Origin of the sequence: Mesorhizobium sp. Z1-4 (genome assembly GCF_004000235.1) — a bacterium.
Taxonomy (GTDB): domain Bacteria; phylum Pseudomonadota; class Alphaproteobacteria; order Rhizobiales; family Rhizobiaceae; genus RCIO01.
Window position 1 is genome coordinate 51,994 of record NZ_RCIO01000006.1, and the last position, 23,808, is coordinate 75,801.

The 23,808-nt window shown below is 61.1% G+C and carries 29 protein-coding genes; 10 read left to right on the plus strand and 19 right to left on the minus strand.

Annotated elements, in window-relative coordinates:
* Positions 1-107: 107 nt before the first annotated feature.
* From EP165_RS17360 to EP165_RS17370, 3 genes are all read right to left on the minus strand, one after another.
* A complete protein-coding gene (locus EP165_RS17360) occupies positions 108-1,628 on the minus strand; it encodes a DUF3422 family protein (RefSeq protein WP_164743080.1) in 1,521 nt (506 codons plus the stop codon).
* Between the two features lie 477 nt (positions 1,629-2,105).
* Positions 2,106-2,750 carry a glutathione S-transferase family protein gene (locus EP165_RS17365; RefSeq protein WP_127524112.1) on the minus strand — a complete coding sequence of 215 codons (645 nt, stop codon included), beginning with the start codon at positions 2,748-2,750 and terminating at the stop codon, positions 2,106-2,108.
* An 8-nt stretch (positions 2,751-2,758) separates the two neighbouring features.
* Positions 2,759-3,970, minus strand: a complete 1,212-nt coding sequence (locus EP165_RS17370; protein WP_127524113.1) for an NADP-dependent isocitrate dehydrogenase — start codon at positions 3,968-3,970, stop codon at positions 2,759-2,761.
* 122 nt (positions 3,971-4,092) lie between these two features.
* On the opposite strand from EP165_RS17370, the gene EP165_RS17375 reads away from it, so the two are divergent.
* The gene (locus tag EP165_RS17375) at positions 4,093-5,004 is read left to right on the plus strand and encodes an alpha/beta fold hydrolase (protein WP_127524114.1); all 912 of its coding nucleotides are present in this window, start codon (positions 4,093-4,095) and stop codon (positions 5,002-5,004) included.
* Here the strand turns inward: EP165_RS17375 and EP165_RS17380 are convergent.
* On the minus strand, positions 5,001-5,345 hold the full coding sequence (locus tag EP165_RS17380; protein ID WP_127524115.1) for a TfoX/Sxy family protein: 345 nt from the start codon (positions 5,343-5,345) through the stop codon (positions 5,001-5,003). The two genes, EP165_RS17375 and EP165_RS17380, sit on opposite strands and share 4 nt — an antisense overlap.
* A 77-nt stretch (positions 5,346-5,422) precedes the next feature.
* On the opposite strand from EP165_RS17380, the gene EP165_RS17385 reads away from it, so the two are divergent.
* The 6 genes from EP165_RS17385 to ttcA all read left to right on the plus strand — a co-directional run bounded on the left by EP165_RS17385 (position 5,423) and on the right by ttcA (position 10,998).
* Positions 5,423-6,223: an RNA methyltransferase gene (locus tag EP165_RS17385; protein ID WP_127524116.1), complete on the plus strand. Its 801-nt coding sequence runs from the start codon at positions 5,423-5,425 to the stop codon at positions 6,221-6,223.
* A gap of 1 nt (position 6,224) precedes the next feature.
* Positions 6,225-7,013, plus strand: coding sequence for a glutamate racemase (gene murI, locus EP165_RS17390; RefSeq protein ID WP_127524117.1), 789 nt, complete (start codon positions 6,225-6,227; stop codon positions 7,011-7,013).
* 167 nt (positions 7,014-7,180) lie between these two features.
* Positions 7,181-8,776 (plus strand): ankyrin repeat domain-containing protein, encoded by a 1,596-nt coding sequence (locus EP165_RS17395; RefSeq protein WP_127524118.1) that lies wholly within the window; start codon positions 7,181-7,183, stop codon positions 8,774-8,776.
* A complete protein-coding gene (locus EP165_RS17400) occupies positions 8,760-9,239 on the plus strand; it encodes a GNAT family N-acetyltransferase (RefSeq protein WP_127524119.1) in 480 nt (159 codons plus the stop codon). The genes EP165_RS17395 and EP165_RS17400 overlap by 17 nt, the downstream gene beginning before the upstream one ends.
* Before the next feature lie 204 nt (positions 9,240-9,443).
* The gene (rpsD, locus tag EP165_RS17405; protein WP_127524120.1) at positions 9,444-10,061 is read left to right on the plus strand and encodes a 30S ribosomal protein S4; all 618 of its coding nucleotides are present in this window, start codon (positions 9,444-9,446) and stop codon (positions 10,059-10,061) included.
* A gap of 79 nt (positions 10,062-10,140) precedes the next feature.
* A complete protein-coding gene (gene ttcA, locus EP165_RS17410; protein ID WP_127524121.1) occupies positions 10,141-10,998 on the plus strand; it encodes a tRNA 2-thiocytidine(32) synthetase TtcA in 858 nt (285 codons plus the stop codon).
* On the opposite strand, the gene EP165_RS17415 is transcribed toward ttcA, so the two are convergent.
* The 10 genes from EP165_RS17415 to purC all read right to left on the minus strand — a co-directional run bounded on the left by EP165_RS17415 (position 10,995) and on the right by purC (position 18,298).
* Positions 10,995-12,245: a multidrug effflux MFS transporter gene (locus EP165_RS17415; protein ID WP_127524122.1), complete on the minus strand. Its 1,251-nt coding sequence runs from the start codon at positions 12,243-12,245 to the stop codon at positions 10,995-10,997. The two genes, ttcA and EP165_RS17415, sit on opposite strands and share 4 nt — an antisense overlap.
* 100 nt (positions 12,246-12,345) lie before the next feature.
* Positions 12,346-12,681, minus strand: a complete 336-nt coding sequence (gene grxD / locus EP165_RS17420; RefSeq protein WP_127524123.1) for a Grx4 family monothiol glutaredoxin — start codon at positions 12,679-12,681, stop codon at positions 12,346-12,348.
* Positions 12,682-12,802: 121 nt separating this feature from the next.
* On the minus strand, positions 12,803-13,069 hold the full coding sequence (locus EP165_RS17425; protein WP_127524124.1) for a hypothetical protein: 267 nt from the start codon (positions 13,067-13,069) through the stop codon (positions 12,803-12,805).
* On the minus strand, positions 13,066-13,299 hold the full coding sequence (locus EP165_RS17430; RefSeq protein WP_127524125.1) for a BolA/IbaG family iron-sulfur metabolism protein: 234 nt from the start codon (positions 13,297-13,299) through the stop codon (positions 13,066-13,068). The genes EP165_RS17425 and EP165_RS17430 overlap by 4 nt, the downstream gene beginning before the upstream one ends.
* Before the next feature lie 16 nt (positions 13,300-13,315).
* The gene (gene purL / locus EP165_RS17435) at positions 13,316-15,526 is read right to left on the minus strand and encodes a phosphoribosylformylglycinamidine synthase subunit PurL (RefSeq protein WP_127524126.1); all 2,211 of its coding nucleotides are present in this window, start codon (positions 15,524-15,526) and stop codon (positions 13,316-13,318) included.
* Positions 15,523-16,164, minus strand: a complete 642-nt coding sequence (locus EP165_RS17440) for a Pr6Pr family membrane protein (RefSeq protein ID WP_127524127.1) — start codon at positions 16,162-16,164, stop codon at positions 15,523-15,525. Before EP165_RS17440 ends, purL begins: the two co-directional genes overlap by 4 nt.
* On the minus strand, positions 16,161-16,529 hold the full coding sequence (locus tag EP165_RS17445) for a hypothetical protein (RefSeq protein ID WP_127524244.1): 369 nt from the start codon (positions 16,527-16,529) through the stop codon (positions 16,161-16,163). Before EP165_RS17445 ends, EP165_RS17440 begins: the two co-directional genes overlap by 4 nt.
* A gap of 44 nt (positions 16,530-16,573) precedes the next feature.
* On the minus strand, positions 16,574-17,242 hold the full coding sequence (purQ, locus tag EP165_RS17450) for a phosphoribosylformylglycinamidine synthase subunit PurQ (protein ID WP_127524128.1): 669 nt from the start codon (positions 17,240-17,242) through the stop codon (positions 16,574-16,576).
* Positions 17,239-17,481, minus strand: coding sequence for a phosphoribosylformylglycinamidine synthase subunit PurS (gene purS, locus EP165_RS17455; protein ID WP_127524245.1), 243 nt, complete (start codon positions 17,479-17,481; stop codon positions 17,239-17,241). Before purS ends, purQ begins: the two co-directional genes overlap by 4 nt.
* A gap of 22 nt (positions 17,482-17,503) precedes the next feature.
* A complete protein-coding gene (gene purC, locus EP165_RS17460) occupies positions 17,504-18,298 on the minus strand; it encodes a phosphoribosylaminoimidazolesuccinocarboxamide synthase (protein ID WP_127524129.1) in 795 nt (264 codons plus the stop codon).
* A gap of 275 nt (positions 18,299-18,573) precedes the next feature.
* Here purC and EP165_RS17465 point away from each other — a divergent pair, with 275 nt between their 5' ends.
* Together EP165_RS17465 and EP165_RS17470 are read left to right on the plus strand one after the other, a co-directional pair.
* Entirely contained in the window at positions 18,574-18,894 is a 321-nt protein-coding gene (locus tag EP165_RS17465) for a DUF1476 domain-containing protein (protein ID WP_127524130.1), read from the plus strand.
* A gap of 23 nt (positions 18,895-18,917) precedes the next feature.
* Complete coding sequence (locus EP165_RS17470) at positions 18,918-19,712, plus strand: HpcH/HpaI aldolase family protein (RefSeq protein ID WP_127524131.1); 795 nt, start codon at positions 18,918-18,920, stop codon at positions 19,710-19,712.
* Here the strand turns inward: EP165_RS17470 and EP165_RS17475 are convergent.
* The gene (locus tag EP165_RS17475) at positions 19,709-20,221 is read right to left on the minus strand and encodes an RBBP9/YdeN family alpha/beta hydrolase (RefSeq protein WP_127524246.1); all 513 of its coding nucleotides are present in this window, start codon (positions 20,219-20,221) and stop codon (positions 19,709-19,711) included. The two genes, EP165_RS17470 and EP165_RS17475, sit on opposite strands and share 4 nt — an antisense overlap.
* Before the next feature lie 159 nt (positions 20,222-20,380).
* Here EP165_RS17475 and EP165_RS17480 point away from each other — a divergent pair, with 159 nt between their 5' ends.
* Entirely contained in the window at positions 20,381-21,187 is an 807-nt protein-coding gene (locus tag EP165_RS17480; protein WP_127524132.1) for a VOC family protein, read from the plus strand.
* Positions 21,188-21,190: 3 nt separating this feature from the next.
* Here EP165_RS17480 and EP165_RS17485 read toward each other — a convergent pair whose 3' ends face one another.
* Genes EP165_RS17485 through EP165_RS17500 form a run of 4 tightly spaced genes read right to left on the minus strand, consistent with a single transcriptional unit; the run spans position 21,191 to position 23,805 of the window.
* Positions 21,191-21,598 (minus strand): type II toxin-antitoxin system VapC family toxin, encoded by a 408-nt coding sequence (locus tag EP165_RS17485; RefSeq protein WP_127524133.1) that lies wholly within the window; start codon positions 21,596-21,598, stop codon positions 21,191-21,193.
* Between the two features lie 3 nt (positions 21,599-21,601).
* Positions 21,602-21,916, minus strand: a complete 315-nt coding sequence (locus tag EP165_RS17490; protein WP_348629566.1) for a type II toxin-antitoxin system Phd/YefM family antitoxin — start codon at positions 21,914-21,916, stop codon at positions 21,602-21,604.
* An 8-nt stretch (positions 21,917-21,924) separates the two neighbouring features.
* Positions 21,925-23,232, minus strand: coding sequence for an adenylosuccinate lyase (gene purB / locus EP165_RS17495; protein WP_127524135.1), 1,308 nt, complete (start codon positions 23,230-23,232; stop codon positions 21,925-21,927).
* 57 nt (positions 23,233-23,289) lie between these two features.
* Positions 23,290-23,805: a hypothetical protein gene (locus EP165_RS17500; protein ID WP_245440206.1), complete on the minus strand. Its 516-nt coding sequence runs from the start codon at positions 23,803-23,805 to the stop codon at positions 23,290-23,292.
* Positions 23,806-23,808: the final 3 nt, after the last annotated feature.

The window sequence follows — 23,808 nt, forward strand, 5'->3', positions numbered from 1 at the left end:
ATAGCGTGCTGGAAGATCTAATGAAAAACCAGACTTTCGATAGAGGTCAGAGACCGCCAGATGGCAGAGCCAGCAGTGAAGATTCATGTCAGATATGGAAGCGTCGCCTAGCCTCTCAGAAGGACCTTTTCCCCGATATAAGTCCAGATGCCGAGCCTCACTGGCGTCGTTTCGACCGTTTCACCCTTTCGGATCGCCTTTCGCCGCTCGTTGCGCGCTTTGGTCTTCTTGTGATGCTTCCATTCCTGATATTTGTAATAGAAAAAAGCAAAGATCGTCATCGTGCTGAAAGACAGCGTTTTCATGTTCTTCTCGGTCGTTTCGACATAGGCTGACCCAAAGTATTTTATGTCGAAGATCGGGATGTCGAATATCGGGTTCTTGTAGAAATATACACACGCGCCGAACGAGATATAATACACCAGCGTGCCGCCGTAATAGGCGAGGGCGATAGATTCGATTTTGTGCTGGAATGTATGCGAGGTCAGGATTTCGTCCTGGATCTGAACCAGGTGTTGCCCGCTTTCCCTCTGCAGCTCGTTGTCCAGTTCCGATAGTGTTGCGTGATAGGAGGACTGGAGCAGGTTCAGTCTGTCGTCGATCGTGGCGACGTGCAGGAAAACGGGGTTCAGCCTTCTGATCACAAAATCGTCGTAGGATTGCCAGCCTTCAATTCGGTTCAGGTCCATCGTCTGGACGGTCTGGCGAAACCTGTCCGTGGAGTTTCTTGACCTTCGGATCTTGTACTTCAGCTCGTATATGCCGCCATGCCCCAGGCGGTCGATCCGTATCTTGAGCGCCTTCAGGTTTGTCAGCTTGGCCGAAAGTTTGTCCTCCGAATATTCGATCGCACTCAGCCGTTCGAGATCGCTCAATATGGCTTTGGCGTCTTCGCCGGCGTGCAGGAATTCGTCATAGTCCTTGAGCGCCATCAGGCGAAAAGCGCCGATCTGGTTCATTCGGTAGATAAGTCGCCCGGTCTGCCAGCGGCGCCCGGGAAGCGCTATCGCGGCAAACGCCGTGAAATCCGCGTCGGCCAGTCCGCCTGAATTCGCGGTGGTGTTGGACATGGGCGCGCCCAGATGGCTCATATAGATCGCGGAGCCGCGAAATATGCTGAAACATACGATTTCGCGCTGTCGGCTTTGCGTGTCGCCGATCAGTCGCCGGAGCGTGCGAAACGGTTGCTTCTTGAATTGGTCTGCGGCCTGCGATTGCCTTTCGGCTGCGGGAACCGGAAGTGTATGGTTGAGGATCGCCGAAGATGTCCGGGCGGATAGAACGCATCCCCGGTAATCGGTAATCCATTTAAGCTTCAGATTCTGTTCGTCAAAATCGAAGCAGATGACCTCATCGATGAGGCTCCATATTTTCTCGTATAGATATTGTCTGGCATCGTCTGTCCCGCTTTTCCGGTTCCCTGAGAGAATTTCGATGCACTCCAGGACTTTGGAGTTTGTCCGAGAGGCGGAATTTTCGCGGTACTTTTCGAAGAATAGCGGAAATAATGTATCGTTGACGGAGAACTCACTGTAGAATTTTGAGGAAGATTTGTCCGGGTTGATATCCAGAATGAACTGGACGGAAAGATAGTCGCGGTACCGGTCGACGGCGATCGTGAGAAACATGTCTCCGATGGCATAAATGGAATATGCCGATCGCTCGAAGCGTATCGCAGCCTCGGGAATTTCCAGATTTTCGCAGATATATACAAAGGTCTTCTGGATCTCGTGAGCTTGAAATTCCAGAAAGTCGAACGCCCGGTGGTGATGGTTCGCTGCAGGCTGAGATTGCTGTCCGAGAAATGCGTCGTAGTCTTTTCTGTCGCAGGTAAGAACTAAAAGCCTGGTTAGCGCGGGAACTCCTGTCGGAGGGGCTCCGCGCCGATGTGCAAGAGAGTGAACGCCGGAATAGTTATCGAGTCTTCGCATGTCATCCCGCCTTTGCAACTGATTGAGTTGCTGAGCGTAGGGATAATATTTGCGGAAATCTAATACTATTATTTAGGTAATTTTGCTGGAATTCGCAGAAAGCGGAGATACTAGTATGGTGTCGATGTAAAGCAGGCGGCGCTGCGATTGCCAGCGTTCCGTGATCGATTTGACTTATTTCGCGGTCGGGCGTGTATCTTCGAAGCTTGAGCGCGCCTGTATCCGGTCCCACCATGCCGCAACAGGTGGGTGCGCGTCGAGCAACGCGGCTCCCTCTTGCGCCTGGGTGAAGTAGGCAAAAATAGGCGCGGCATGAAGGTCGGCAAGCGTCGGCCGTTCGCCGGCAAGCCATGGTGCGGAGCCCATGAGGCGGGTGAGGCTCGCCAGGCACGTTTCGGCAACGGCCATTGATGCAGCGATCACGTCATCATCCGAAGCTGCGCCGCGGCTCGCTTTGCCGGCACGCTCCACATAGACGCCCCAAACCATCGCCCGGTAGGCATAGGCGTCCAGCAGGCCGATAGTCTGGTTCATTGTCGCCCGGCCGGCGGCGTCACCGGGCTGCAGCGGCGGCCCGTCGAAAGCCTCGTCGACATAGCGGCAGATCGCTGAGGTTTCGAACAGCCGCAAATCGCCGTGCTCGAATGCGGGAATGCGTTTGAATGGATGGCGTTCCGGATACCATTCCGGAATACCTGCCGGATCGAAGATGTCGACTGGAACGAGTTCGTAGCCGACATCCTTTTCGGCAAGTGCAAGCCGCGCGATCCGTACATAGACGCTGTAATCGGCGCCGAAGAGGCGCGGCTTGCTGGTCACCGTGGCCGTCAGGCCATCGCCTTCTGCAGGTTCTCATCCACCTTGTCGAGGAAGCCGGTGGTGGAGAGCCAGGGCTGGTCGGGGCCGATCAGCAGCGCCAGATCCTTGGTCATGGAGCCGTCTTCGACCGTGGAGATGCAAACTCTCTCCAGCGTGTCGGCGAAGCGCTTCAGCTCGGCATTGTCGTCCAGCTTGGCCCGGTGCGCGAGGCCGCGCGTCCAGGCGAAGATCGATGCGATCGAGTTGGTCGAGGTTTCTTCGCCCTTCTGGTGCTGGCGGTAATGACGGGTCACAGTGCCGTGCGCGGCTTCCGCTTCCACCGTCTTGCCGTCGGGCGACAAAAGCACCGAGGTCATCAGGCCGAGCGAACCGAAGCCCTGCGCCACCGTGTCGGACTGCACGTCGCCGTCATAGTTCTTGCAGGCCCAGACATAACCGCCCGACCATTTCAGGCTTGCCGCCACCATGTCGTCAATGAGGCGGTGCTCATAGGTGATCTTGGCTTCCTTGAACTTGTCCTCGAACTCGGTCTCGTAGACCTCCTGGAAGATGTCCTTGAAACGGCCGTCATAGGCCTTGAGGATCGTGTTCTTGGTCGACAGATAGACCGGATAGCCGCGCTGAAGGCCGTAATTCATCGAGGCGCGTGCGAAATCGCGGATCGAGTCGTCGAGATTGTACATCGCCATCGAAACGCCCGAACCAGGCGCGTCGAACACTTCATGTTCGATCACGGTGCCGTCTTCGCCGACGAACTTGACGGTGAGCTTGCCCTTGCCGGGGAACCTGAAATCGGTCGCGCGATACTGGTCGCCGAACGCATGACGGCCGACGATGATCGGCTTCGTCCAGCCCGGCACAAGGCGCGGCACGTTGCGGCAGATGATCGGCTCGCGGAAGATGACACCGCCCAGAATGTTGCGGATGGTGCCGTTGGGCGAACGGTACATGCGCTTCAGCCCGAACTCCTCGACGCGCGCCTCGTCCGGCGTGATCGTGGCGCATTTCACGCCGACGCCGTGTTCCTTGATGGCGTTGGCGGCATCGACGGTGATCTGGTCGTCCGTCTCGTCGCGCTTCTCGATACCCAGATCGTAATAGCGGAGATCGATATCCAGATAGGGATGGATCAGCTTGTCCTTGATGAACTGCCAGATGATGCGGGTCATCTCGTCGCCATCGAGCTCGACGACGGGATTTGCCACCTTGATCTTCGCCATGTGAAATGCCTCGTTGTTTGGAAAAACCGGACGGGTACCCGCCACCTTGCTGGATTTGCGGCCCCTATATCACCCAATGTTGAGAAGGCAAAGTTGGGCGATTGTAGCAGAAGGAACGAATAATGGGTGCGAATGGTGCGGCGCTGCGCTTCGGCCAAAATACCGCCGGTGGCGTGACGATCAATTATGCCGCGATGGGCCGCAAAGACGCGCCGCTGATCCTGATGCTGCACGGCTTTCCCGAGTATTGGGCCGGCTGGCGCGCCGTCATGGAACGTCTTGCCGACAGCTATTTCGTCGTCGCACCGGATCAGCGCGGGTACAACCGCTCGTCAAAGCCGCAGGGCATGGAACATTACCGTGCCAAAGCGCTCGCCGAAGATGTTGCGGCATTGGCGGACGCGCTCAGCCCCGGCAAGCCCTTCGTCCTTGCCGGGCATGATTGGGGGGCTTCGGTGGCCTATGCCTATGCCTTTGCCCATCCCGAACGCCTGAGCCATCTGGTCATCGCAAATGGCGTACATCCGGCCTGTTTCCAGCGGGCGCTGTTCGAGGACGATGCTCAACGCGAGGCGAGCCGCTATTTTCACTATCTGATTTCGCCCAAGGCGGAGCAGGGGCTGTCTGAAGACGACTACCGGCGATTGATGCAGATGCTCGCAAGCTTCTCCGAAACGTCGTGGCTGGATGAGGAGGAGGCGGCTGCATACCGCGCTGCGTGGGGCGAGCCCGGAGCGCTGACTGCCATGCTCAACTGGTACCGCGCTTCGCCGATCATCGTGCCGGAAGCCGGAGCCCCGGTGCCGCCCGGGCGTTCCGTGCTCGATTTGTCGGCGGAGACAATGAGGGTCGCGATGCCGCATCTGGTTTTATGGGGCGAGGCCGATACCGCATTGCTGCCGTCATGCCTGGAAGGGTTGGACCGTTTTGCGCCGCAGCTGGCCGTGAGGAAAATCCCCGGCGCCAGCCACTGGATCCTGCACGAAAAGCCGGATGACGTCGCCGCCGCGATTGCGGCGTTTGTAGGCGGCTAGGTTTTCTTGGCCTTCTTCTCCTTCGGCGGCATGGGACCGACAAAGGCAAGACAGCTGGAGAGCCATTCCTTGAGCGTTGCGTCGTCAAGCACGCCGGCATCGACATTGACGAAGCCCTTCATCGGACGGCCGGTAAACTCCATCGGTCCGGCGCCCGGCCGCTCAAGCGCGGCGTCGTAGCCATCCGCGCCGACGCGCGCCAGCAGGTCGCCGCCTTTCATGATGCCGACGAGCATGTTGCCGTGTAGCGTGAAGCAAAGCCCGCCCATCATGCGGATTTCTCCGAGCCCGGGCAGGCCGCCGATTTCGGCGCGGATACGGTCAGCAAGTTCATCAGCCATTGAAAGGCCCAAGCTTCTCAAGCGCGAACGAATATGGCAGGGACCGTAAAAACGCGCAATCAATGCGCCGGTGGCTCATGACAGGTACTGCAAAAGAACGGCCCGGCGGCCCGGCCATCATTCTGGTCGAACCGCAACTGGGCGAGAACATTGGCATGGTCGCCCGCGCCATGGCCAATTTCGGCCTTGGCGAACTGCGCCTGGTGAACCCGCGCGACGGCTGGCCGAACGAGAAGGCTGTCGCGGCGGCGAGCCGCGCCGATCATGTGGTGGAAGCGGCGAAACTCTTCGACACACTCGATGAGGCGGTGGCAGACCTCAACTATGTGCTGGCAACGACTGCGCGTGAGCGCGACGGCTTCAAGCCGGTGCTTGGGCCTGTTGATGCCACTGCCGAGCTGCGCCGGCGCTTCGACGGCAGCCACAAAACCGGTATCATGTTCGGGCGCGAACGCTTCGGCCTCTACAATGAAGAGATCGCCCGCGCCGACGCCATCGTCACCTTTCCGGTCAGCCCCGACTATGCCTCTCTGAACATCGCGCAGGCGGTGCTGCTGATGGCCTATGAGTGGATGAAATCGGGCCTTGATCACGCCAGCCAGACCGCGTTCGAGGGACCGGAGTTCCCGCCGGCCGAGCGCCACCAGCTTCAGGGCCTTGTCGATCATCTGGATGCAGCACTTTCCGCGCGTGGCTATTTCCGTCCGCCCTCGAAAAAGCCCAAAATGCTGGACAGTCTGCAGGCGGTTCTGACGCGGCCCGGGTTCACCGAGCCGGAGATCAGGGTGCTGCGTGGCATCGTGGCGTCGCTCGACCGGTTCACGCCGGACAAGCCGCGGGGTGCATCTGCGTCAGACGGCGAGGGCGACAAAGACTGAAATGAAACCGGTGCTTTTCTTCGATTCAGGCATTGGCGGGCTGACGGTACTGCGCGAGGCGCGTGTGCTGATGCCCGGCCGCCCCTTTGTCTATGTCGCCGACGATGCGGGTTTTCCTTATGGCGCCTGGGAAGAGCGCGCGCTGGCAGACCGTGTGGTGGGTCTCATGGGACCGCTATTGGCCGAATTCGAACCCGAGATTGTTGTGATCTCCTGCAACACGGCGTCGACCATCGTGCTTGCCGATTTGCGCGCTGCCTATCCCGAGACGCAGTTCGTCGGCACGGTGCCTGCGATCAAGCCGGCGGCCGAACGCACGCGCTCCGGTCTCGTCTCCGTGCTCGGAACGCCGGGCACGATCGCCAGGCAGTATACGCGCGACCTGATCGCCTCATGGGCAACCAAATGTCATGTCCGGCTGGTGGGCAGCGACCGCCTGGCGCAGCTTGCCGAAACCTATATGCGGGCGGGGTTCGTCGACGAAGCGCAGGTGAGAGCTGAGATCGAGCCGTGTTTCCTGGAGCAGGGTGGTGCACGTACCGACATCGTGGTGCTTGCCTGCACGCACTATCCGTTTCTGGTCAACCGAATGCGCAAGACCGCGCCCTGGCCGGTCGACTGGATCGATCCGGCAGAGGCGATTGCCCGGCGCGCTCTCTCGTTGCTCGATCCGCTCGGTACCGCAGCAACCACGCTGGACGATACGCGCGACATCGCGCGCCTGACCTCCGGTGCGCCCGATGCAGCCATCAGGCGGCTGATGCACGGTTTCGGTCTGCGGATGGACTAACTTCACCTGCTTGCCTTGCGCCCGACAGCGGTTAGGATGCCGGTAGGCGCCGGCAGGGCGCCACCCGGCCCACGGAAAGGCTGACCCGGCCACCTGCGTAAGACAGCCGATTACCATACGGCTTTCCTTTCCCGACCAGTGGGCCGCGGGACGACAGGGAAAGACCGATGACAGACACTTCTCACGACAATTCCGCATCGCGCCGGCTTGCCGGCTTCCGCAAGGCTGCCAAGGCGCTGAAGCGTGCTGCCCGCGCTGGCGACCCGCAGGCGCTCGCTCGATTGGCGGCCGTTACCACAACGAAGGGCGGCGAGGCGCGCCACGCCGACTGCCTGCATGTTGTCGCCGGTGAGGCGGGCTACGGCAGCTGGGCGGCGTTGAAATTCGACGTCGAAACGGCAGCGCTCGACCGCACCGGCCGGCAGCAGCGCCTCGCTCTCGCGCTGTATGAAGGTTGGCAACCGCAGGTCGAGCGTTTGCTTGCCGCCGACCCCACGCTGGCGGACGGTCATATCGGCTTGCTCGCCGCGCTCTACCGAGGACAAGAGGTGTCGGCTCTGCTTGCCGCCGACCCCGACGCGGCAACAAAGCCGGTGGGACGACGCAGGCCGCTGCTGCATCTCACCTTTTCGCGCTACCACCGCCTGCGTCCTGACCTCGCCGGCGAGGCGCCCAAGATTGCCGACATGCTTCTGGAACGAGGCGCCGATATCAATGACGGCGTTCTGGCAAATCCCGACGATGATCCCGAGACCGGCCATCGGCTTTCGGCGCTTTACGGCGCGTTGGGGCACGCGGGCAATTTGCATCTGGCGCGACATCTGCTGGAGCGCGGTGCGAACCCGGACGACAATGAATCCTTTTATCATGCAACCGAACTCGGCCACCTCGAAGGTGTACGGCTGATGATGGAATTCGGCGCCAAGATTGATGGCACCAACGCGTTCTTTCGCATGCTCGACTTCGACAATCTCGAAGGCGCGAAACTGATGCTGGACCACGGTGCCGACCCCAACGAATGCCCGACGCAATGGATGGTGGCGCACCGCAGCGAACGCGGCAATGCGCTGCATCACGCAATTCGCCGGGGCAGGGACGGCCGTTTTGTCGAGTTGCTGCTTGATGCCGGCGCCGACCCGATGGCGCTTTATCTCGGCCACACCGCTTATGCGATAGCGCGTATCAACGGTAACGCGGGCGCAGTGCGCGTTCTTGAAGCGCGGGGCCTGGCAACGCCGCTCTCCGATGCCGAGCACCTGTTGGCCGCGGCTGCCGAAGGTGACACGCAAGCGCTCGATGCGTTGTCCGGCAGCGCTGCCGGCCTGATCGCGACGCTTCATCCTGAAGACCAGGCGATGCATGTCGAGCTGGCGCGCGTTCGCGGAAAGCTGGCGGCGCTGAAAGGCTTGATCGCGGCCGGCTTCGACCCTCAGTTCGAGGATCGGCACGAAAAGATAACAGCCCTTCATGGCGCCGCATGGTGGGGCCTTGCCGATCACGTGGAGTTCCTGCTGGGTTTCCCGCAGGATCTGGAACATCGAAATGTCTATGGTGCCAATGCGCTCGGCACGGCAATCCATGGTTCAACGAATTGTCAGGAAGCCGACAGAGGCGATTACGAACGCACGGTAGAACTGCTGATTGCCGCCGGAGTATCGATAAACCCCGACCGGGGCGACTTGCTGATGGGGTCGGAGCAGGTGACGATGCTTGTTGAATCGGCGCTGGATGCGCGCGGAGGCGTGGATGAAGATCAGGCCTAGTGTGCACGCCGACGCCGCCGAATTGGCTGCGTTGCTGAACGAAGTCGTCGCACAGACTGGAACCAGTGCGCTGGAAGAGCCATTGGACGAGGTCACCTTCGCCGATTGGTTCATCGATGGCCCGCTTATGCTGACCAGCCTCCTTGCCGAACATGAGGGTAGGGCGATCGGTTTTCAGACGGTCTCGCGTTACGGCGATTTGCCTGAAGGCTGGGGCGATATCGGCACTTTCACGCGCCAGCCGGGCAGAGGCGGCGTTGGCTCCGCTCTGTTTGAGCGTACGCGCGCCGAGGCCGTGAGGTTGGGCCTCGTCGCGCTCAAGGCGACGATCCGCGCCGACAACGAGGCAGGACTTGCCTATTATGCCAGTCGGGGTTTCGAAGACTACCGTGTCGACCGCGCGGTACCGCTGAAGGATGGCCGGCCCGTTGACCGGATCAGCAAGGTCCTGCGGCTGGCTTAGCGCGGTTGACTTTCCCCGAAAACCGGCCTAAACGCCCGCTCACGCAGGGTTTCGGCCCTGCATTTTCATTACGTGTCCCGTGGGTTTTTCCGCAAAGCGTGCGTGGAAAGTCCTGTCAGACCTCGAAAACGGAGGTCAGAGGAGGGCGCGTTTCCTTCGCCTGAAGCTTTAAGTTTCAGGCGTAACCTTTTGAGAGGAAATGCGATGAGCAAGCGCGAATCCGCAAAATACAAACTCGATCGCCGTATGGGCGAAAACCTCTGGGGCCGTCCGAAGTCCCCGGTGAACCGTCGTGAATACGGCCCCGGCCAGCACGGTCAGCGCCGCAAGGGCAAGCTGTCCGATTTCGGCACCCAGCTGCGCGCCAAGCAGAAGCTGAAGGGCTATTACGGCGATATCTCCGAAAAGCAGTTCCGCAAGGTCTATGACGAGGCAAACCGCCGCAAGGGCGATACGCCGGACAACCTGATCGGCCTGCTGGAGTCGCGCCTCGACGCCGTCGTTTATCGCGCCAAGTTCGTGCCGACGATCTTCGCGGCGCGCCAGTTCGTCAACCACGGCCATATCAAGGTCAACGGCAAGCGGGTGAACATTCCGTCCTACCGTTGCCAGCCGGGCGACGTGATCGAGGTGCGCGAGAAGTCGAAGCAGCTCGCCATCGTGCTTGAGGCCGTGCAGCTCGCCGAGCGCGATGTGCCGGATTATGTCGAAGCCGACCACAACAAGATGACCGCAACCTACAAGGCGATTCCGGGCCTGGCCGACGTGCCCTACGCGGTGCAGATGGAACCGAACCTGGTTGTCGAGTTCTACTCGCGTTAATCGCTCGAAAGAGCATGATTTCGAAGGCCGCGCATCGCGCGGCCTTTTTCTTTGGCCCGGACCCGGTTATCTGGAGATCATGAACGTTTCGCCTTCGCCATCTGAGTTCGACGAGCCCGGAACCGGCCTGTCCATGTTCCGCGATGCGCCCAATTCGGTCGAATTCAACAAGCTGCGCAAGCGGCTTGTGCGCCACGCACGCGAGGCGATCGAATCCTACGCGATGGTGAAGCCCGGTGAGCGCTGGCTGGTCGCGCTGTCGGGGGGCAAGGATTCCTACGGGCTTCTGGCCGTGCTGCTCGATCTCAAATGGCGCGGATTGCTGCCGGTCGATTTGCTCGCCTGCAATCTCGATCAGGGCCAGCCGAATTTTCCCAAGCACATTCTGCCGGAATTCCTGACCGCGCACGGCGTGCCGCATCGGATCGAATATCAGGACACCTACACGGTGGTAACCGACAAGATCCCCGAGGGCCGGACTTATTGTTCGCTCTGCTCGCGGCTGCGCCGTGGCCACCTCTACCGCATCGCGCGCGAAGAGGGATGTTCAGCGCTGGTGCTTGGTCATCATCGTGAAGACGCGCTCGAAACCTTCTTCATGAACCTGTTCCACGGCGGCCGGCTTGCCGCAATGCCGCCCAAGCTCGTCAATGACGAGGGCGACCTGAAGGTTCTGCGGCCGCTGGCATTCTGCGCCGAGGCCGATCTGGAGAAGTTCGCCGCCGCGATGCGCTTTCCGATCATCCCGTGCGATCTATGCGGCAGCCAGGACGGCCTCCAGCGCAACGCCATGAAGGCGATGCTGGACGATCTCGAAAAGCGCATGCCGGGCCGCAAGGACACCATGATCCGCGCTCTAACCAATGTGCGGCCATCGCACCTGATGGACGGCAAACTGTTCGACTTTGCGGCGCTGGAGCCGCAGCCGTCACGCTAGCTGCGCGGCGGCTCGTTTTGCGGCCGGAACAACACGCCGCCTTCCGCGATCAGCACCAGAACCAGCGCAGACAAGGCGAAGAAGAAATAGCCGGCGGCGAGCGGCACGATCGTGCCGTTGAAGGCCTGGCCGACCAAAGCGCCAAGTGCTGCGCCGCAGGCCGTCTGGGCAAACCCCAGAATGGAGGAGGCCGTTCCAGCGACATGGCCAAGCGGTTCCATCGCCAGTGCGTTGAAGTTCGAACCGATGAGCGCGAATTGTGCCATCGAAACCATGAAAACGGCGATGAACAGCCAGAACGGCATCGGTCCGAACATGGCGAGCGCGAATGCCACGCCGTTGGTGAGCATGAAGCCGACAAGGGCAGCATGCGCGAGGCGGCGCATGCCGAAGCGCCCCACCATGCGTGAATTGATGAACGACATGAGCGCCATGGTTCCGGCGACAAGGGCGAAGTACAGCGGAAAGCTGTCGCCCTTGTCGTAGATGTCGACATAGATCTGCTGGGCCGAATTGATGAAGCCGAACAGGGCGCCGAAGATCACGGCAAGCGCTGCCGAATAGCCCACCGATATGCGGTTCGTGAGCACGATCCGGAAGCCATCGACGATCGTCGCGAATTTGAACGGACGGCGATATTCTTCATGCAGCGTTTCCGGCAGCCGTGCAAAAGTCCAAAGCGTAATCGCCAGCCCGAACAGCGACATGAAGAGGAATATTTCCGGCCACGCCCAGATGATCATGATAGCCTGGCCTATGCCCGGCGCGAGCACCGGAATAACCATGAAAACCATGAAGATAAGCGACATGACCTCGGCCATCGCGCGCCCGCCGAAGCTGTCTCTTACGACCGAAACGGTGATGACCCGTGTGGCGGCGGCACCGAGCCCCTGCACGAAACGAAACGCAAGCATTGTGCCGAAGCTCGGAGCAAACACACAGGCGAACGCGGTAACAACGTAAACCGCCAGCCCGAACAGCAGCGGCGGCCGTCGGCCGAAGCGGTCCGACAACGGACCGAAGACCAGTTGCGCCAGTGCAAACCCGCCCAGATAGGCGGTGATCACCAGTTGCCGGTTGTTTTCGTCGTTTTCGCCGAGAGCCGCGCCGATCTGTTGCAACCCGGGCAGCATGATATCGACGGCCAGCGCATTGAGCGCCATCAGAGCGGCGGCAAGCGCGATAAACTCCCACCTGGGAATGGATGTCTTTCCGGCAGTCGGTGCCGGCGCGTTGGGCGCGTTCATGAGACAGCCTTTCGGGCCATTGCGAAACGGGGCAAGGGCCGCGGTTCCGCGACCCTAAGGCTGGTATGGCGGCCGGATCAGCCGGCCAGCTGAGGAATTGTCAGGCTGCGCCGCGGGCGCTCACGCCTTTTTCGGAGAGGAAACCCTGCAGTTCGCCCGCCTGGAACATTTCGCGAATAATATCGCAGCCGCCAACGAATTCGCCCTTTACATAGAGCTGCGGAATGGTCGGCCAGTTGGAAAAGGTCTTGATGCCCTGCCGCAATTCGTCCGAATCCAGCACGTTGACGCCTTTATAGTCGACGCCGAGATAGTCGAGAATCTGCACAACCTGGCCGGAGAACCCGCACTGCGGAAATCCGGGCGTGCCTTTCATGAACAGCACCACGTCGTTGACTTTGACTTCATTGTCGATGAATTCGTTGATAGCGGACATGGGTCTTCCTTTCGTGGACAGGTTCAAGGCCTGTCTGAAAATCACTTGCGCCATATGTATTGCAGCGAAGCGCCAGGTGCAATGTCGGTGACAGGCTCATACCGGCCACTGCTGCCATGCATCAGCGCCGTGCGCGTCTCGTGGATTTGCGCCGTCTGCTGCGGGTGCTCACGCGTTTGCGGTGCGCGGTAGAGCGCGAACGGGTCGACTTGCGTCGGCTCTTTTTCTTTCGCGCCGCCGGCTTCAGCAGTTCCTCAATTTTCCTGAGTCGCTCGGTCGGCGTGAGCTGGCGTCTGCGCCGCCGCCGGCGTTTCCCGGTTTTGCGTTTAAGCTCGCTCAGAACGCCCTTGGCGATTGCGTCAACAATTTCGTCGACGATCGAGTTCATTCAGGCACGCTCGTCTGCAGGGCAAGCGCATGCAGCACGCCTCCCATATTGCCCTTGAGCGCCTCGTAGACGATCTGGTGCTGCTGCACCCGACTTTTGCCGCGAAAACTCTCCGACACGACCTCGGCCGCGTAGTGATCTCCGTCGCCGGCGAGATCGCGAATGGTCACGGTCGCGTCCGGGATCGCAGCCTTGATCATCTTTTCGATTTCGCTTGCAGTCATCGGCATGGAATGTGTGCTCCGTTCAACCGTCCATATAGGTCGGGAACCACGATTCATGAACCCGGCGCAGTTCCTCAACCGGTATCGCACGCGCATTTCCGAGTTTCAATTCCCGCCCGCCGGTGGTGCCTACCTGTTGCAGAGTGACGCCGCTCTCCGGTCTCTGGTCGCCGAGCAGCCTGCCGGCTTGTGCCTTCGGCACGGTGATCAGGTAGCGCGCCTGATCTTCGCCGAAGAAGCTGGCAGAGGGTGAATCTCCGGCTGGTACGCCGAGCGTTGCACCGATGCCCGACGCCATCGCCATTTCCGCCACGGCGACGGCCAGCCCGCCATCGGAAAGATCGTGGCAGGCGGTGACGGTGCCCTCTTCGATAAGGCTGCGCACAATGTCGCCAGTCCGTTTTTCGCGAGCGAGATCGACGGGGGGAGGCGCGCCTTCGCTGCGGCCGTGAATGTCACGCAGATAGGCCGATTGTCCAAGGTGCGCTCCCCAGCTGGGCGGTGCGCCGACGAGCAGGATAGCCTCGTCCTCGGCCGCAAACGCAACGCGTGCCATCCTCGACCGGTCTGCGATCAGTCCGACACCGCCGATGGTGGGTGTGGGCAAGATGCCTTTGCCGTTGGTCTCGTTGTAGAGCGAGACATTGCCCGAAACGATCGGGAAGCCGAGTTCCCGGCAGGCCTCGCCGATGCCCTCGATGGCGCGCACGAACTGGCCCATGATTTCAGGCCGCTCCGGATTGCCGAAATTGAGATTGTCGGTCGCTGCAAGCGGCAGTGCGCCGGTCGCGGTCAGGTTGCGCCAGCATTCGGCAACAGCCTGTTTGCCGCCCTCGAAGGGATCTGCCTCGCAATAGCGCGGCGTCACGTCGGAGGAGAATGCGAGGGCTTTGGTCGAGTGGCCGTCGACGCGCACGACACCGGCGTCACCGCCCGGTATCTGCAGCGAATTGCCCTGGATCAGCGTATCGTACTGTTCCCACACCCAGCGGCGGCTCGACTGGTTAGCGGAGCCGAGCAGCGTCAACAGCGCATTGGCGACGTCGCTTTCCGGCACGCCGTCGAGCGCTTTCGGAGCGGCCGGCGACGTCCAAGGCCGGTCATATTCCGGGGCTTCGTCGCCCAGTTCCTTGATCGGCAGATTGGCAACTTCCTCGCCCTGGTGAAGAATGCGGAATCTGAGATCGTCGGTCGTCTTGCCGACAATGGCGAAGTCGAGCCCCCATTTGCGGAAGATCGCTTCGGCGGCCTTTTCCATCTCCGGCTTGAGCACCATGAGCATACGCTCCTGGCTCTCCGACAACATCATTTCGTAAGCCGACATGCGTTCTTCGCGCACCGGCACCTTGTCGAGATCGAGCTCGATGCCGAGGTCACCCTTGGCCCCCATCTCGACGGCCGAGCAGGTGAGACCGGCCGCACCCATATCCTGAATGGCAATGACCGCGCCGGACGCCATCAGCTCCAGACAGGCTTCCAGAAGGCATTTTTCGGTGAAAGGGTCGCCGACCTGGACCGTCGGGCGTTTCTCGTCGATCTGGTCATCGAATTCCGCGGAGGCCATGGTAGCGCCGCCGACACCGTCGCGGCCTGTCTTTGCGCCGAGATAAACCACGGGAAGCCCGACACCCTTGGCCTGCGAGAGGAAAATCCCGTCGGTTCTGGCGATGCCCGCAGCGAAGGCATTCACCAGGATGTTGCCGTTGTAGCTGGCGTCGAATTCCACCTCGCCGCCGACGGTCGGCACCCCGAATGCATTGCCATAGCCGCCGACGCCCGACACGACTCCGGCCACCAGATGCCGCGTTTTGGGATGGTCCGGTTCGCCGAAGCGCAGCGCGTTCATTGCCGCCACCGGCCGTGCGCCCATGGTGAACACATCGCGCAGAATGCCGCCGACACCGGTCGCCGCACCCTGATAGGGCTCGATATAGGAGGGGTGGTTGTGGCTCTCCATCTTGAAGACCACGCATTCGCCGTCGCCTATGTCGACAACGCCGGCGTTCTCGCCCGGCCCATGAATGACGCGATCGCCCTTTGTCGGAAGTGTGCGCAGCCACTTCTTCGAGCTCTTGTAAGAGCAGTGTTCGTTCCACATGGCGGAAAAGATGCCGAGTTCGGTAAAACTCGGTTCACGGCCGATCAGGTCGAGAATGCGTTGATACTCGTCCGGCTTCAGCCCGTGGGCGGCAATCAGGTCGTCGGTAATGGGAACGGCGTTGGGTATGGTCACGGTCGGGATGCTTTTCGCGGGGAGGTCGGGAGGTAGCGGTCCGCCGCGACCGCCAGGGCGGCCACGACAATGAACATGACAAGAATGACGGCAATCATCGTGATCACGGAGGGCCAGCCATTCTGCCAGAAATCGAGGAACGGGTAGGGAACTTCGTCGGCGATCGGCGCGCGCAACAGTACATATCCGAGATAGGCGAAGGGATAGATCAGGAAAATCGGGATGTCGCCCCAGCGCAACCGGCCGCTGCGGCCAAAACCGAGCCACCAGACGATCATGACGATAGGCGCCGCATAATGGAGCATGATGTCGGTGATTTTCTGCAGGCCCTGCGGATCCCAAAGATCGGCCAGCAGCACATGGTAGACAATGCCGACAATCGTGATTGCGATGAAGGCGGTAGTCTGCACCCGCGGCCGCTCAAAGAATGTCAGCCGGCGCTGCAGCACGCCCGAAGCATGGACAAGCACCACAAAGATGTTGGTCAGGATGGTGAAGAAGGAGAAGAATTTCACCACCGAACCGCCGAGGCTCATGCCTTCGCCGGTGAAGCGGTCGACGGCAAGGAAGAACTGTACCACGACGGCCGTGACGCCGATCAGAATGCCGATGATCTGCAGCGCTCGTGACATTGTCATGCCGCTGCGGAACAGGAGGTGTCGCCACTTGCCCAGCGCTGGGCGTCGGCTGCGATCGACGGGCCTTGCGGGCCGTCCATCAGCGGGCCGTATGCGGAAATCCGGGCAGGTTTGCCCGCGGCTTCGATCACGAGTTTGGGCAACCCGCCGACATTTCCGCGCGGCACGGCCAGAATACGCGGCCGCCCCGAAAAGGAGGTCAGCTCGGGCGAGAGCGCCAGGCCCTCGAACCCTTCTTTCTGTGGCTTGAACCAGCACTTCTGGGACGCAACCGCGATGCGCTCCATGGTCGAGAGAGCCGAATTGTCGCCGGGCACCGACACACCGGCATCCGCGACCGGGCCGCTTTGGCAACCTGAAATCATAAGCGCGGCAAGACACGCCGAGCCGACGCTCAGCCGTCTTGCACTCACGCTGCGAGCCCCAGCGCGCCGGCAAAAAGCGCGCGTCCGTCAGTGCCGCCATGTGCTGCTTCGACGAGGTTCTCGGGGTGCGGCATCATGCCGAGCACATTGCCTTCGTGGCTCACAATGCCGGCGATATCGTTCACCGAGCCGTTGGGATTTGTGCCTTCGGCATAACGGAACACGACCTGACCTTCGCCTTCGAGCCGTTTCAGCGTCTCCTCATCGGCGAAATAGTTGCCGTCGTGGTGCGCGACCGGACAGCGGATGACCTGACCGGCCTGATAGCCGCGAGTGAATGCGGTGTTCGCATTGGCGACTTCAAGCTTCACTTCGCGGCAGACGAATTTCAGCGTTGCGTTGCGCATCAGCGCACCCGGCAGAAGTCCCGCTTCGAGCAGGATCTGGAAGCCGTTGCACACGCCCATGACCATGACGCCCTGCCGCGCCTTATCGGCTACGGCCTGCATCACCGGCATGCGCGCGCCGATGGCGCCGCAGCGCAGATAGTCGCCATAGGAAAACCCGCCGGGAATGACGATCAGGTCGACATCCGGGATTTCGGTCTCTGTCTGCCACACCGTGTGCGGCCTCTGACCGGTTATGGTGGTCAGAGCCGCGATCATGTCGCGGTCGCGGTTGAGGCCGGGAAGCAGGACGACGGCGGTCTTCACCCGGCAATCTCCACCGCGTAGTCTTCGATCACGGTGTTCGCGAGCAGCTTCTCGCACATCGCCTTTAGATCGGCCTCGGCTTTCGAGCGATCTGCGCCGTCCAGCTCAACATCGAACACTTTGCCCTGGCGCACCTGGCCCACACCGCCAAACCCCAGCGTGCCTAGCGCACCTTCGATTGCCTTGCCCTGCGGGTCCAGAACGCCGTTCTTGAGCGTTACTGTCACGCGTGCCCTGATCGCCAATTTTTGCTCCGTGGTCTTAGTGAACGCTGTCTTTGTCGCCGGGCTTGGTCGAGACGAGCACCGGGCCCGAGGGGCGCGGCGGCTCGTTTTCGTTCATGATGCCCAGCCGGCGCGCGACTTCCTGATAGGCTTCCACAAGCCCGCCCATGTCGCGGCGGAAGCGGTCCTTGTCGAGCTTGTCCTGCGTGCCGACGTCCCAGAGCCGGCAGGAGTCGGGCGAAATCTCGTCTGCCACGACGACCCGCATCATCTCGTTTTCCCACAGACGGCCGCACTCCATCTTGAAGTCGACGAGCTGGATACCGACGCCCAGAAACAGGCCGGTCAGAAAATCGTTGACGCGGATGGCAAGCGCCATGATGTCGTCGATTTCCTGCGGGCTTGCCCAACCGAAGGCGGTGATGTGCTCTTCCGTCACCATCGGGTCGTCCAGCGCGTCGGCCTTGTAGTAGAATTCGATGATCGAACGCGGCAGCAAGGTGCCTTCCTCGATCCCGAGGCGCTTGGCCAGAGAACCCGCCGCAACATTGCGCACCACAACTTCAAGCGGAATGATCTCGACTTCCTTGATCAGCTGCTCGCGCATATTGAGCCGGCGGATAAAGTGGGTCGGGATGCCTATGCGGTTGAGATGCGAGAAAATGTGCTCTGAGATTCGGTTGTTGAGCACACCCTTGCCGTCGACAATTTCGTGTTTCTTCTTGTTGAAGGCGGTCGCGTCGTCCTTGAAGAACTGAACCAGCGTACCGGGTTCGGGCCCTTCATAGAGGATTTTTGCTTTGCCTTCGTAGATGCGGCGCCGACGGTTCATGGCAATCTCTGATGTTTGGCGACGGAACGCGCCGGCCGACGGTGGATTCGCCTGCCTGCATTTTCTCGCTGCGTCCTAACGCAACTGCTTGCCGTGCTCAATCGCCATTTCGCGGTGTTCAACTGCTTTGCGGGCGTTTCAGGGCCGCCGGCACACCGAAAAGACCGTTTGTCGCGGCCTGCATGTCGTCTGCATATTGACCGCGGCGCGGGCTTTTGGTTTCTGCCGGAGCACCCATATGCACATTAGTGCCCATACCGACCGGAGGAAAGTTCATGGCCAGCTTCGAAGATCGTGAGAAAGGTTTTGAAGCCAAGTTTGCTCACGACGAGGACTTGAAGTTTCGGGCTTATGCCCGCCGCAACAAGCTTCTCGGTCTGTGGGCTGCCGATCTGATCGGCAAGACAGGCGATGAGGCCGAGGCCTACGCCAAGGAAGTTGTCGCTGCCGACTTTGAAGAGGCTGGCGACGATGATGTGTTCCGCAAGGTCCGCGCGGACCTTGATGCGGCCGGCGTCAGCCAGTCCGACGAGCAGATACGCACGCGCATGATCGACCTTCTCGCCGAGGCCGTGGAACAGGTTCGGGCGGGTTGACCGCTGGCGAGGGTGAAAAGCCGATGAGCGGATTGGGTCGAACCTCGAAATCGCTTGCCGCGCGCTTGGCGAACGATGAAACCGTATTCGCCGCCTGGTCGGGTATTCCCGACGCGCTGACGCTTGAGGCTCTGGCCGCAACCGGATTCGATTCAGTGCTGCTCGACATGCAGCATGGCGGCCACAGCGAAGAAAGCGTTTTGCGCTGTCTCGCGCCGGTTATTGCGCGCGGGAAGCCTGGAATAGTGCGCATACCCGTCGGCCGCTTCGACATGGCAAGCCGCGCTCTCGACTATGGCGCTCAGGCGGTCGTCGCACCGATGATCAATTCGGCAGATGACGCCAGGCAGTTTGCGGCGGCGATGAAATACCCGCCGCTCGGGGAGCGGTCCTGGGGTGTCAGTATCGCGGCTGCGCGCGACGGCCAGACCGACAATGCAAAACGGCTGCGTGAAGCCAATGGTGAGGCACTCGCCTTTGCAATGATCGAAACGCGCAGAGCATTTGATGTGCTCGACGCCATACTCGATACGCCGGGAATCGATGCGGTCTTCATCGGCCCTTCGGATTTCTCCATCGGCTGGACCAATGGCAAGGCCGTCGACCCGCGTCTTGAAGACATGGCGGAAGCAGTCGAAGAGGTCGTCAAAAAGGCCCGCGCTGCCGGCAAATATGTCGGTCTCTACCTCGTCGATATGGCAGATGCGGGACGCATGCGCGAGCTGGGTGTCCAGTTCTTCGGTTTTGCGCCCGAAGCCCAGCTCATGAGCATTGGTGCGGCATCGCTGCTCGCAAAGGCAAAAGCCTCGATAGGCTAGTTCGGCGCCAGCCGCGACACGAACCGCGCGAATGTCATCGAACCTTCAGGCCACGGACCGTGGCCTGAAGCGGAATCGATGCCGCCGATCTCGCCCGCGTCGATGAACAGCGAACCCCAGTCGCCGGCCATCTGCTCTGCATGGTCGAACGAGTATTTCGGGTCGTTGCGGCTCGCGACCAGAATCGATGGGAAGGGCAGCGGGCCGGCTGGCAACGGTTCATCGGGCGTCCATGGCGAGACCAGAAACGCTCCCGCTACTGCCGTCTTGAACCGGCTGATGGCCTGAACGGCGGCCGCGACGCCGTCCCCGTGCGCAACAAGAACGGTCGGTTTGGTTTCGTTATTCACGGCATCTGCGATGCACGCGGTCAGTGCCGCCGCATCGCCTGCCTTCGATGCAAGGGAGCGGCCGGTTGAAAGCCGGCCTTGCCAGCGCGACAGCCAGTGGCCCTCGTCCAAGCCGACGGCCCCTGGAATGAACAGAATGTCTGCGTCTTTCACCTTCATGGCCGCGATGTAGCCACGGCTGCCGCGCGAGGCAAGCTTGTGCATTCGGTGAACAGCCTGTCTCCCATCCCGCATCTTGTGAAACCGCGCTACGATTGCGATTTGAAGCACAACAAGGGCCGGCATCGATTTGCCGGACCGCCGTTTGTGGAGATTTCTATGGGACATTTGCCGTTTGCCGCCGATGCGCCGGTCAGCGTTGCCCGTGTCGGGCTGAAGGCACGCGATGCCGAGGGCCTCGCAGATTACTACAGGAAGGTGCTCGGGCTCGAGGAGTTGCGCCGCGCCAACGGGACCATCGGCCTCGGTGCTGGAGGGCGCGAACTGCTCGAAATCGAAGGGTCGCCGTCCTTGCAACTTGGCGACGAGCGCAGCGCCGGCCTTTATCACACGGCTTTTCTGCTGCCCTCGCGCGACGATCTCGCGCGCTGGGTCGGTCATGCGGCCGAAAACCGGATCGGCATTTCAGGCGCATCCGACCATCTGGTCAGCGAGGCGATCTATATCTACGACCCCGAAGGCAACGGCATCGAAATCTACCGCGACCGCCAGCCGCATGAATGGCCGAGCCGGGACGGGCAGGTGCAGATGGCGACCGAAAGGCTGGACCTCCGGGCGCTGCATGCATCGCTGCCGCAGGGCGACGCCGGCTGGTCAGGCATCCCCGAATACACCATTGTCGGCCACGTTCACTTGCGCGTCGGTGATACCCGGGCTGCCGAGGAGTGGTGGAACGGCGAGATGGGTTTCGATACCGTCGTACGTTACGGCGACAGTGCCGTCTTTCTCTCGACCGGCGGCTACCACCATCACATCGGCGCCAACTCCTGGCAAAGCGCCGGCGCCGGCCCGCGCACAATGGACCGAACCGGCCTCAATTTCGTGGAATTGACCTCGAAAACTGCCACGGGAACGGACGAGAAATCCGACCCTTGGGGCAATGCGATCAGGACGCTAGCAGCCTGACGGTCATGCGGTACCGAACGGGTTGAAAGTCTTCACCTCAAAGACTTCGAAGTCTCCGGTATTGCGTGTGGCGACCGTCAGTTCGTGGACGAGGGCAGTGGCAGCGATCATCGCATCTTCGTAGAGGGTGTCGGATTTTCGATGCATGAGTTTCGCCCATAGTCGAAAGCAGGGCGCGTCCATCGGCAGTACATTGTATGTGCCAGCCACAAGATCAGCCCAGCTTTCCAACTCGGCGGCTTTCGGTGCGTCCTGTTCGCGCGTGATTTCGATCCCCGCCTGAATTTCGCCGAGCGTGACTGCCGATATCGCAAGGTCGGCGTCGGGCGTAGCGGTCAGCCATTCCACGACTGCGCCATGCGGGCGTAGCCGGCGCAGCTCCGAAACCACATTCGTGTCGAGAAGAAACATCGATTAGCGCTCGACAAATACATTTGGTCGCCGGCGGGCGCTGCCGCGCGGCGGGATGTTGAGGTCGCCGCGTGTATGGTCGGTGAGGAGCAATTCCTTGAGCGAAGGCTGCGCGTTTTTTGTGAGACGAGCCCATTCTGACAACGGCACAAGCACGGCTTGTGCCTTGCCACGTTTGGTCACCAACTGCGGACCGTCCTTCACGCAGGCCTCGAGGAACTCGCTGAACCGGGCCTTCGCATCCTGAATGTGCCACGCGCGCAGTGGGTCATCCTCCTGACTAGTTTGATGACTAGTTAGGAGGAATTCGCCTGAAATTCAAGAAATTACTCGTTGCCGAACACCCGCTCGAAGATCGTCTCGACATGTTTGGTGTGATAGCCGAGGTCGAACCGGCTGCGGATTTCGTCGGCAGGTAGCGCGGCCGTAACGTCCATGTCGGCCAGCAGCTCTTCCAGAAAGTCCTTGCCGTGTTCCCAGGTTTTCATCGCGTTGCGCTGCACGAGGCGATAGGCGTCTTCGCGCGAGACGCCGGCCTGGGTGAGGGCAAGCAGCACGCGCTGTGAATGGATGAGGCCGCGATAGCGGTTCATGTTGGCCTGCATGTTGTCCGGGTAGACGAGCAGCTTTTCGATCACGCCGGTCAGCCGCGCCAGCGCGAAATCGAGCGTCACCGTGGCGTCAGGGCCGATCATGCGCTCGACCGAAGAGTGCGAGATATCGCGTTCATGCCAGAGCGCGACATTCTCCATCGCCGGCATGGCGTAGGCGCGGACCATGCGCGCAAGGCCGGTGAGGTTTTCCGTCAACACCGGGTTGCGTTTGTGCGGCATCGCCGACGAACCCTTCTGGCCGGGCGAGAAATACTCCTCCGCTTCCAGAACTTCGGAGCGCTGGAGGTGACGGATTTCCGTCGCCAGCCGCTCGACGGACGACGCGATCACACCCAGCGTTGCGAAGAACATGGCGTGCCGGTCGCGCGGGATCACCTGCGTGGACACGGGCTCGGCTGTGAGGCCGAGTTTTTCGGCCACATGCGCTTCGACCCGCGGATCGACATTGGCGAACGTGCCGACAGCGCCCGATATCGCGCAGGTGGCGACTTCGGCGCGTGCCGCGACGAGGCGTTCGCGCGCCCGTGAAAACTCGGCATAGGCGTAGGCCAGCTTGACACCGAAGGTCGTTGGTTCGGCATGGATGCCGTGGCTGCGGCCGACTGTCACCGTGTCCTTGTGTTCGAATGCCCGTTTCTTGAGCGCTGCCAGCAATGCGTCGAGATCGGCGATCAGAAGATCGCTCGCCCGCTTCAATTGCACGGCCAGGCAGGTGTCGAGCACGTCCGACGACGTCATGCCCTGATGAATGAACCGCGAGTCCGGCCCGACAAACTCTGCAAGGTGTGTCAGGAAGGCGATGACGTCATGTTTGGTCTCGCGCTCGATCTCGTCGATGCGATCGACGTTAAATGTCGCGCTGCCGCCCTTGTCCCAGATCGTCTTTGCGGCCTCTTTCGGGATCACGCCGATCTCGGCCAGAGCGTCGCAGGCATGCGCCTCGATTTCGAACCAGATCCGGAATCGGGTTTCGGGCGACCAGATTGCGACCATTTCGGGCCGCGAATAGCGCGGGATCATTGCGTTTCCTGTATTTCGACGAAGTCGCCGTGCTCCTAACAGAGCACACTGCACTTCTCAACGCGCCTGCCTGGCTACCAACAGGCTAGCGCCGAAAAGAAGCACGATACCCAGAGGGAAAAACAGCCGCGTCCCGAGCACCGCAAACTGGTAGACGGCGCTGGCACCTGTGAAAAGCAGCTGAAAAACCCATTGAACGCTCGGAAAATCGCCGTGCCATTGGGCAAAATAGACCCGGTAGTGCATTGAAAACACGAATGCGGTGGCGAGAATGGTACAGATGCCGAGCGCAAGAAACGCCGCCGCATAGCGGCGCTCCGCACCCGCGCCGGGAACAACGAGGCGTGTGAGGTAGAGTGCGACCGGGAATGATAGCACCCCGCCCAGCGCGAAGATCACGATAACGGTGCTGCTGTGCGCGGCTTCGATCCGGCCGCCCGCAAGCAGCGAAACCGCCGCACTTGCCGCCATCGCCACAGCCCATAATGCAGTGCCAAGCGCGGTGAAAGCTGGCCCGGGCAATGCCATGCGAAGTCGGTGAAGAAGCCCGGACCTTGCGTCAGATATCGTCATCCG

What these genes read in the sequence shown, in the direction of transcription:
- EP165_RS17360 (WP_164743080.1), bottom strand. Translation starts at nt 1,628, where the DNA reads ATGTTTCTCACGATCGCCGTCGACCGGTACCGCGACTATCTTTCCGTC.
- EP165_RS17385 (WP_127524116.1), top strand. Translation starts at nt 5,423, where the DNA reads ATGACAGGTACTGCAAAAGAACGGCCCGGCGGCCCGGCCATCATTCTG.
- purB (WP_127524135.1), bottom strand. Translation starts at nt 23,232, where the DNA reads ATGATCCCGCGCTATTCGCGGCCCGAAATGGTCGCAATCTGGTCGCCC.
- EP165_RS17430 (WP_127524125.1), bottom strand. Translation starts at nt 13,299, where the DNA reads ATGCCGATGACTGCAAGCGAAATCGAAAAGATGATCAAGGCTGCGATC.
- rpsD (WP_127524120.1), top strand. Translation starts at nt 9,444, where the DNA reads ATGAGCAAGCGCGAATCCGCAAAATACAAACTCGATCGCCGTATGGGC.
- EP165_RS17470 (WP_127524131.1), top strand. Translation starts at nt 18,918, where the DNA reads ATGAGCGGATTGGGTCGAACCTCGAAATCGCTTGCCGCGCGCTTGGCG.
- EP165_RS17465 (WP_127524130.1), top strand. Translation starts at nt 18,574, where the DNA reads ATGGCCAGCTTCGAAGATCGTGAGAAAGGTTTTGAAGCCAAGTTTGCT.
- EP165_RS17425 (WP_127524124.1), bottom strand. Translation starts at nt 13,069, where the DNA reads ATGAACTCGATCGTCGACGAAATTGTTGACGCAATCGCCAAGGGCGTT.
- EP165_RS17400 (WP_127524119.1), top strand. Translation starts at nt 8,760, where the DNA reads ATGAAGATCAGGCCTAGTGTGCACGCCGACGCCGCCGAATTGGCTGCG.
- EP165_RS17475 (WP_127524246.1), bottom strand. Translation starts at nt 20,221, where the DNA reads ATGAAGGTGAAAGACGCAGACATTCTGTTCATTCCAGGGGCCGTCGGC.
- grxD (WP_127524123.1), bottom strand. Translation starts at nt 12,681, where the DNA reads ATGTCCGCTATCAACGAATTCATCGACAATGAAGTCAAAGTCAACGAC.
- purC (WP_127524129.1), bottom strand. Translation starts at nt 18,298, where the DNA reads ATGAACCGTCGGCGCCGCATCTACGAAGGCAAAGCAAAAATCCTCTAT.
- EP165_RS17440 (WP_127524127.1), bottom strand. Translation starts at nt 16,164, where the DNA reads ATGACAATGTCACGAGCGCTGCAGATCATCGGCATTCTGATCGGCGTC.
- EP165_RS17380 (WP_127524115.1), bottom strand. Translation starts at nt 5,345, where the DNA reads ATGGCTGATGAACTTGCTGACCGTATCCGCGCCGAAATCGGCGGCCTG.
- EP165_RS17375 (WP_127524114.1), top strand. Translation starts at nt 4,093, where the DNA reads ATGGGTGCGAATGGTGCGGCGCTGCGCTTCGGCCAAAATACCGCCGGT.
- EP165_RS17445 (WP_127524244.1), bottom strand. Translation starts at nt 16,529, where the DNA reads ATGATTTCAGGTTGCCAAAGCGGCCCGGTCGCGGATGCCGGTGTGTCG.
- murI (WP_127524117.1), top strand. Translation starts at nt 6,225, where the DNA reads ATGAAACCGGTGCTTTTCTTCGATTCAGGCATTGGCGGGCTGACGGTA.
- EP165_RS17395 (WP_127524118.1), top strand. Translation starts at nt 7,181, where the DNA reads ATGACAGACACTTCTCACGACAATTCCGCATCGCGCCGGCTTGCCGGC.
- EP165_RS17480 (WP_127524132.1), top strand. Translation starts at nt 20,381, where the DNA reads ATGGGACATTTGCCGTTTGCCGCCGATGCGCCGGTCAGCGTTGCCCGT.
- EP165_RS17485 (WP_127524133.1), bottom strand. Translation starts at nt 21,598, where the DNA reads ATGTTTCTTCTCGACACGAATGTGGTTTCGGAGCTGCGCCGGCTACGC.
- EP165_RS17415 (WP_127524122.1), bottom strand. Translation starts at nt 12,245, where the DNA reads ATGAACGCGCCCAACGCGCCGGCACCGACTGCCGGAAAGACATCCATT.
- ttcA (WP_127524121.1), top strand. Translation starts at nt 10,141, where the DNA reads ATGAACGTTTCGCCTTCGCCATCTGAGTTCGACGAGCCCGGAACCGGC.
- EP165_RS17500 (WP_245440206.1), bottom strand. Translation starts at nt 23,805, where the DNA reads ATGACGATATCTGACGCAAGGTCCGGGCTTCTTCACCGACTTCGCATG.
- EP165_RS17370 (WP_127524113.1), bottom strand. Translation starts at nt 3,970, where the DNA reads ATGGCGAAGATCAAGGTGGCAAATCCCGTCGTCGAGCTCGATGGCGAC.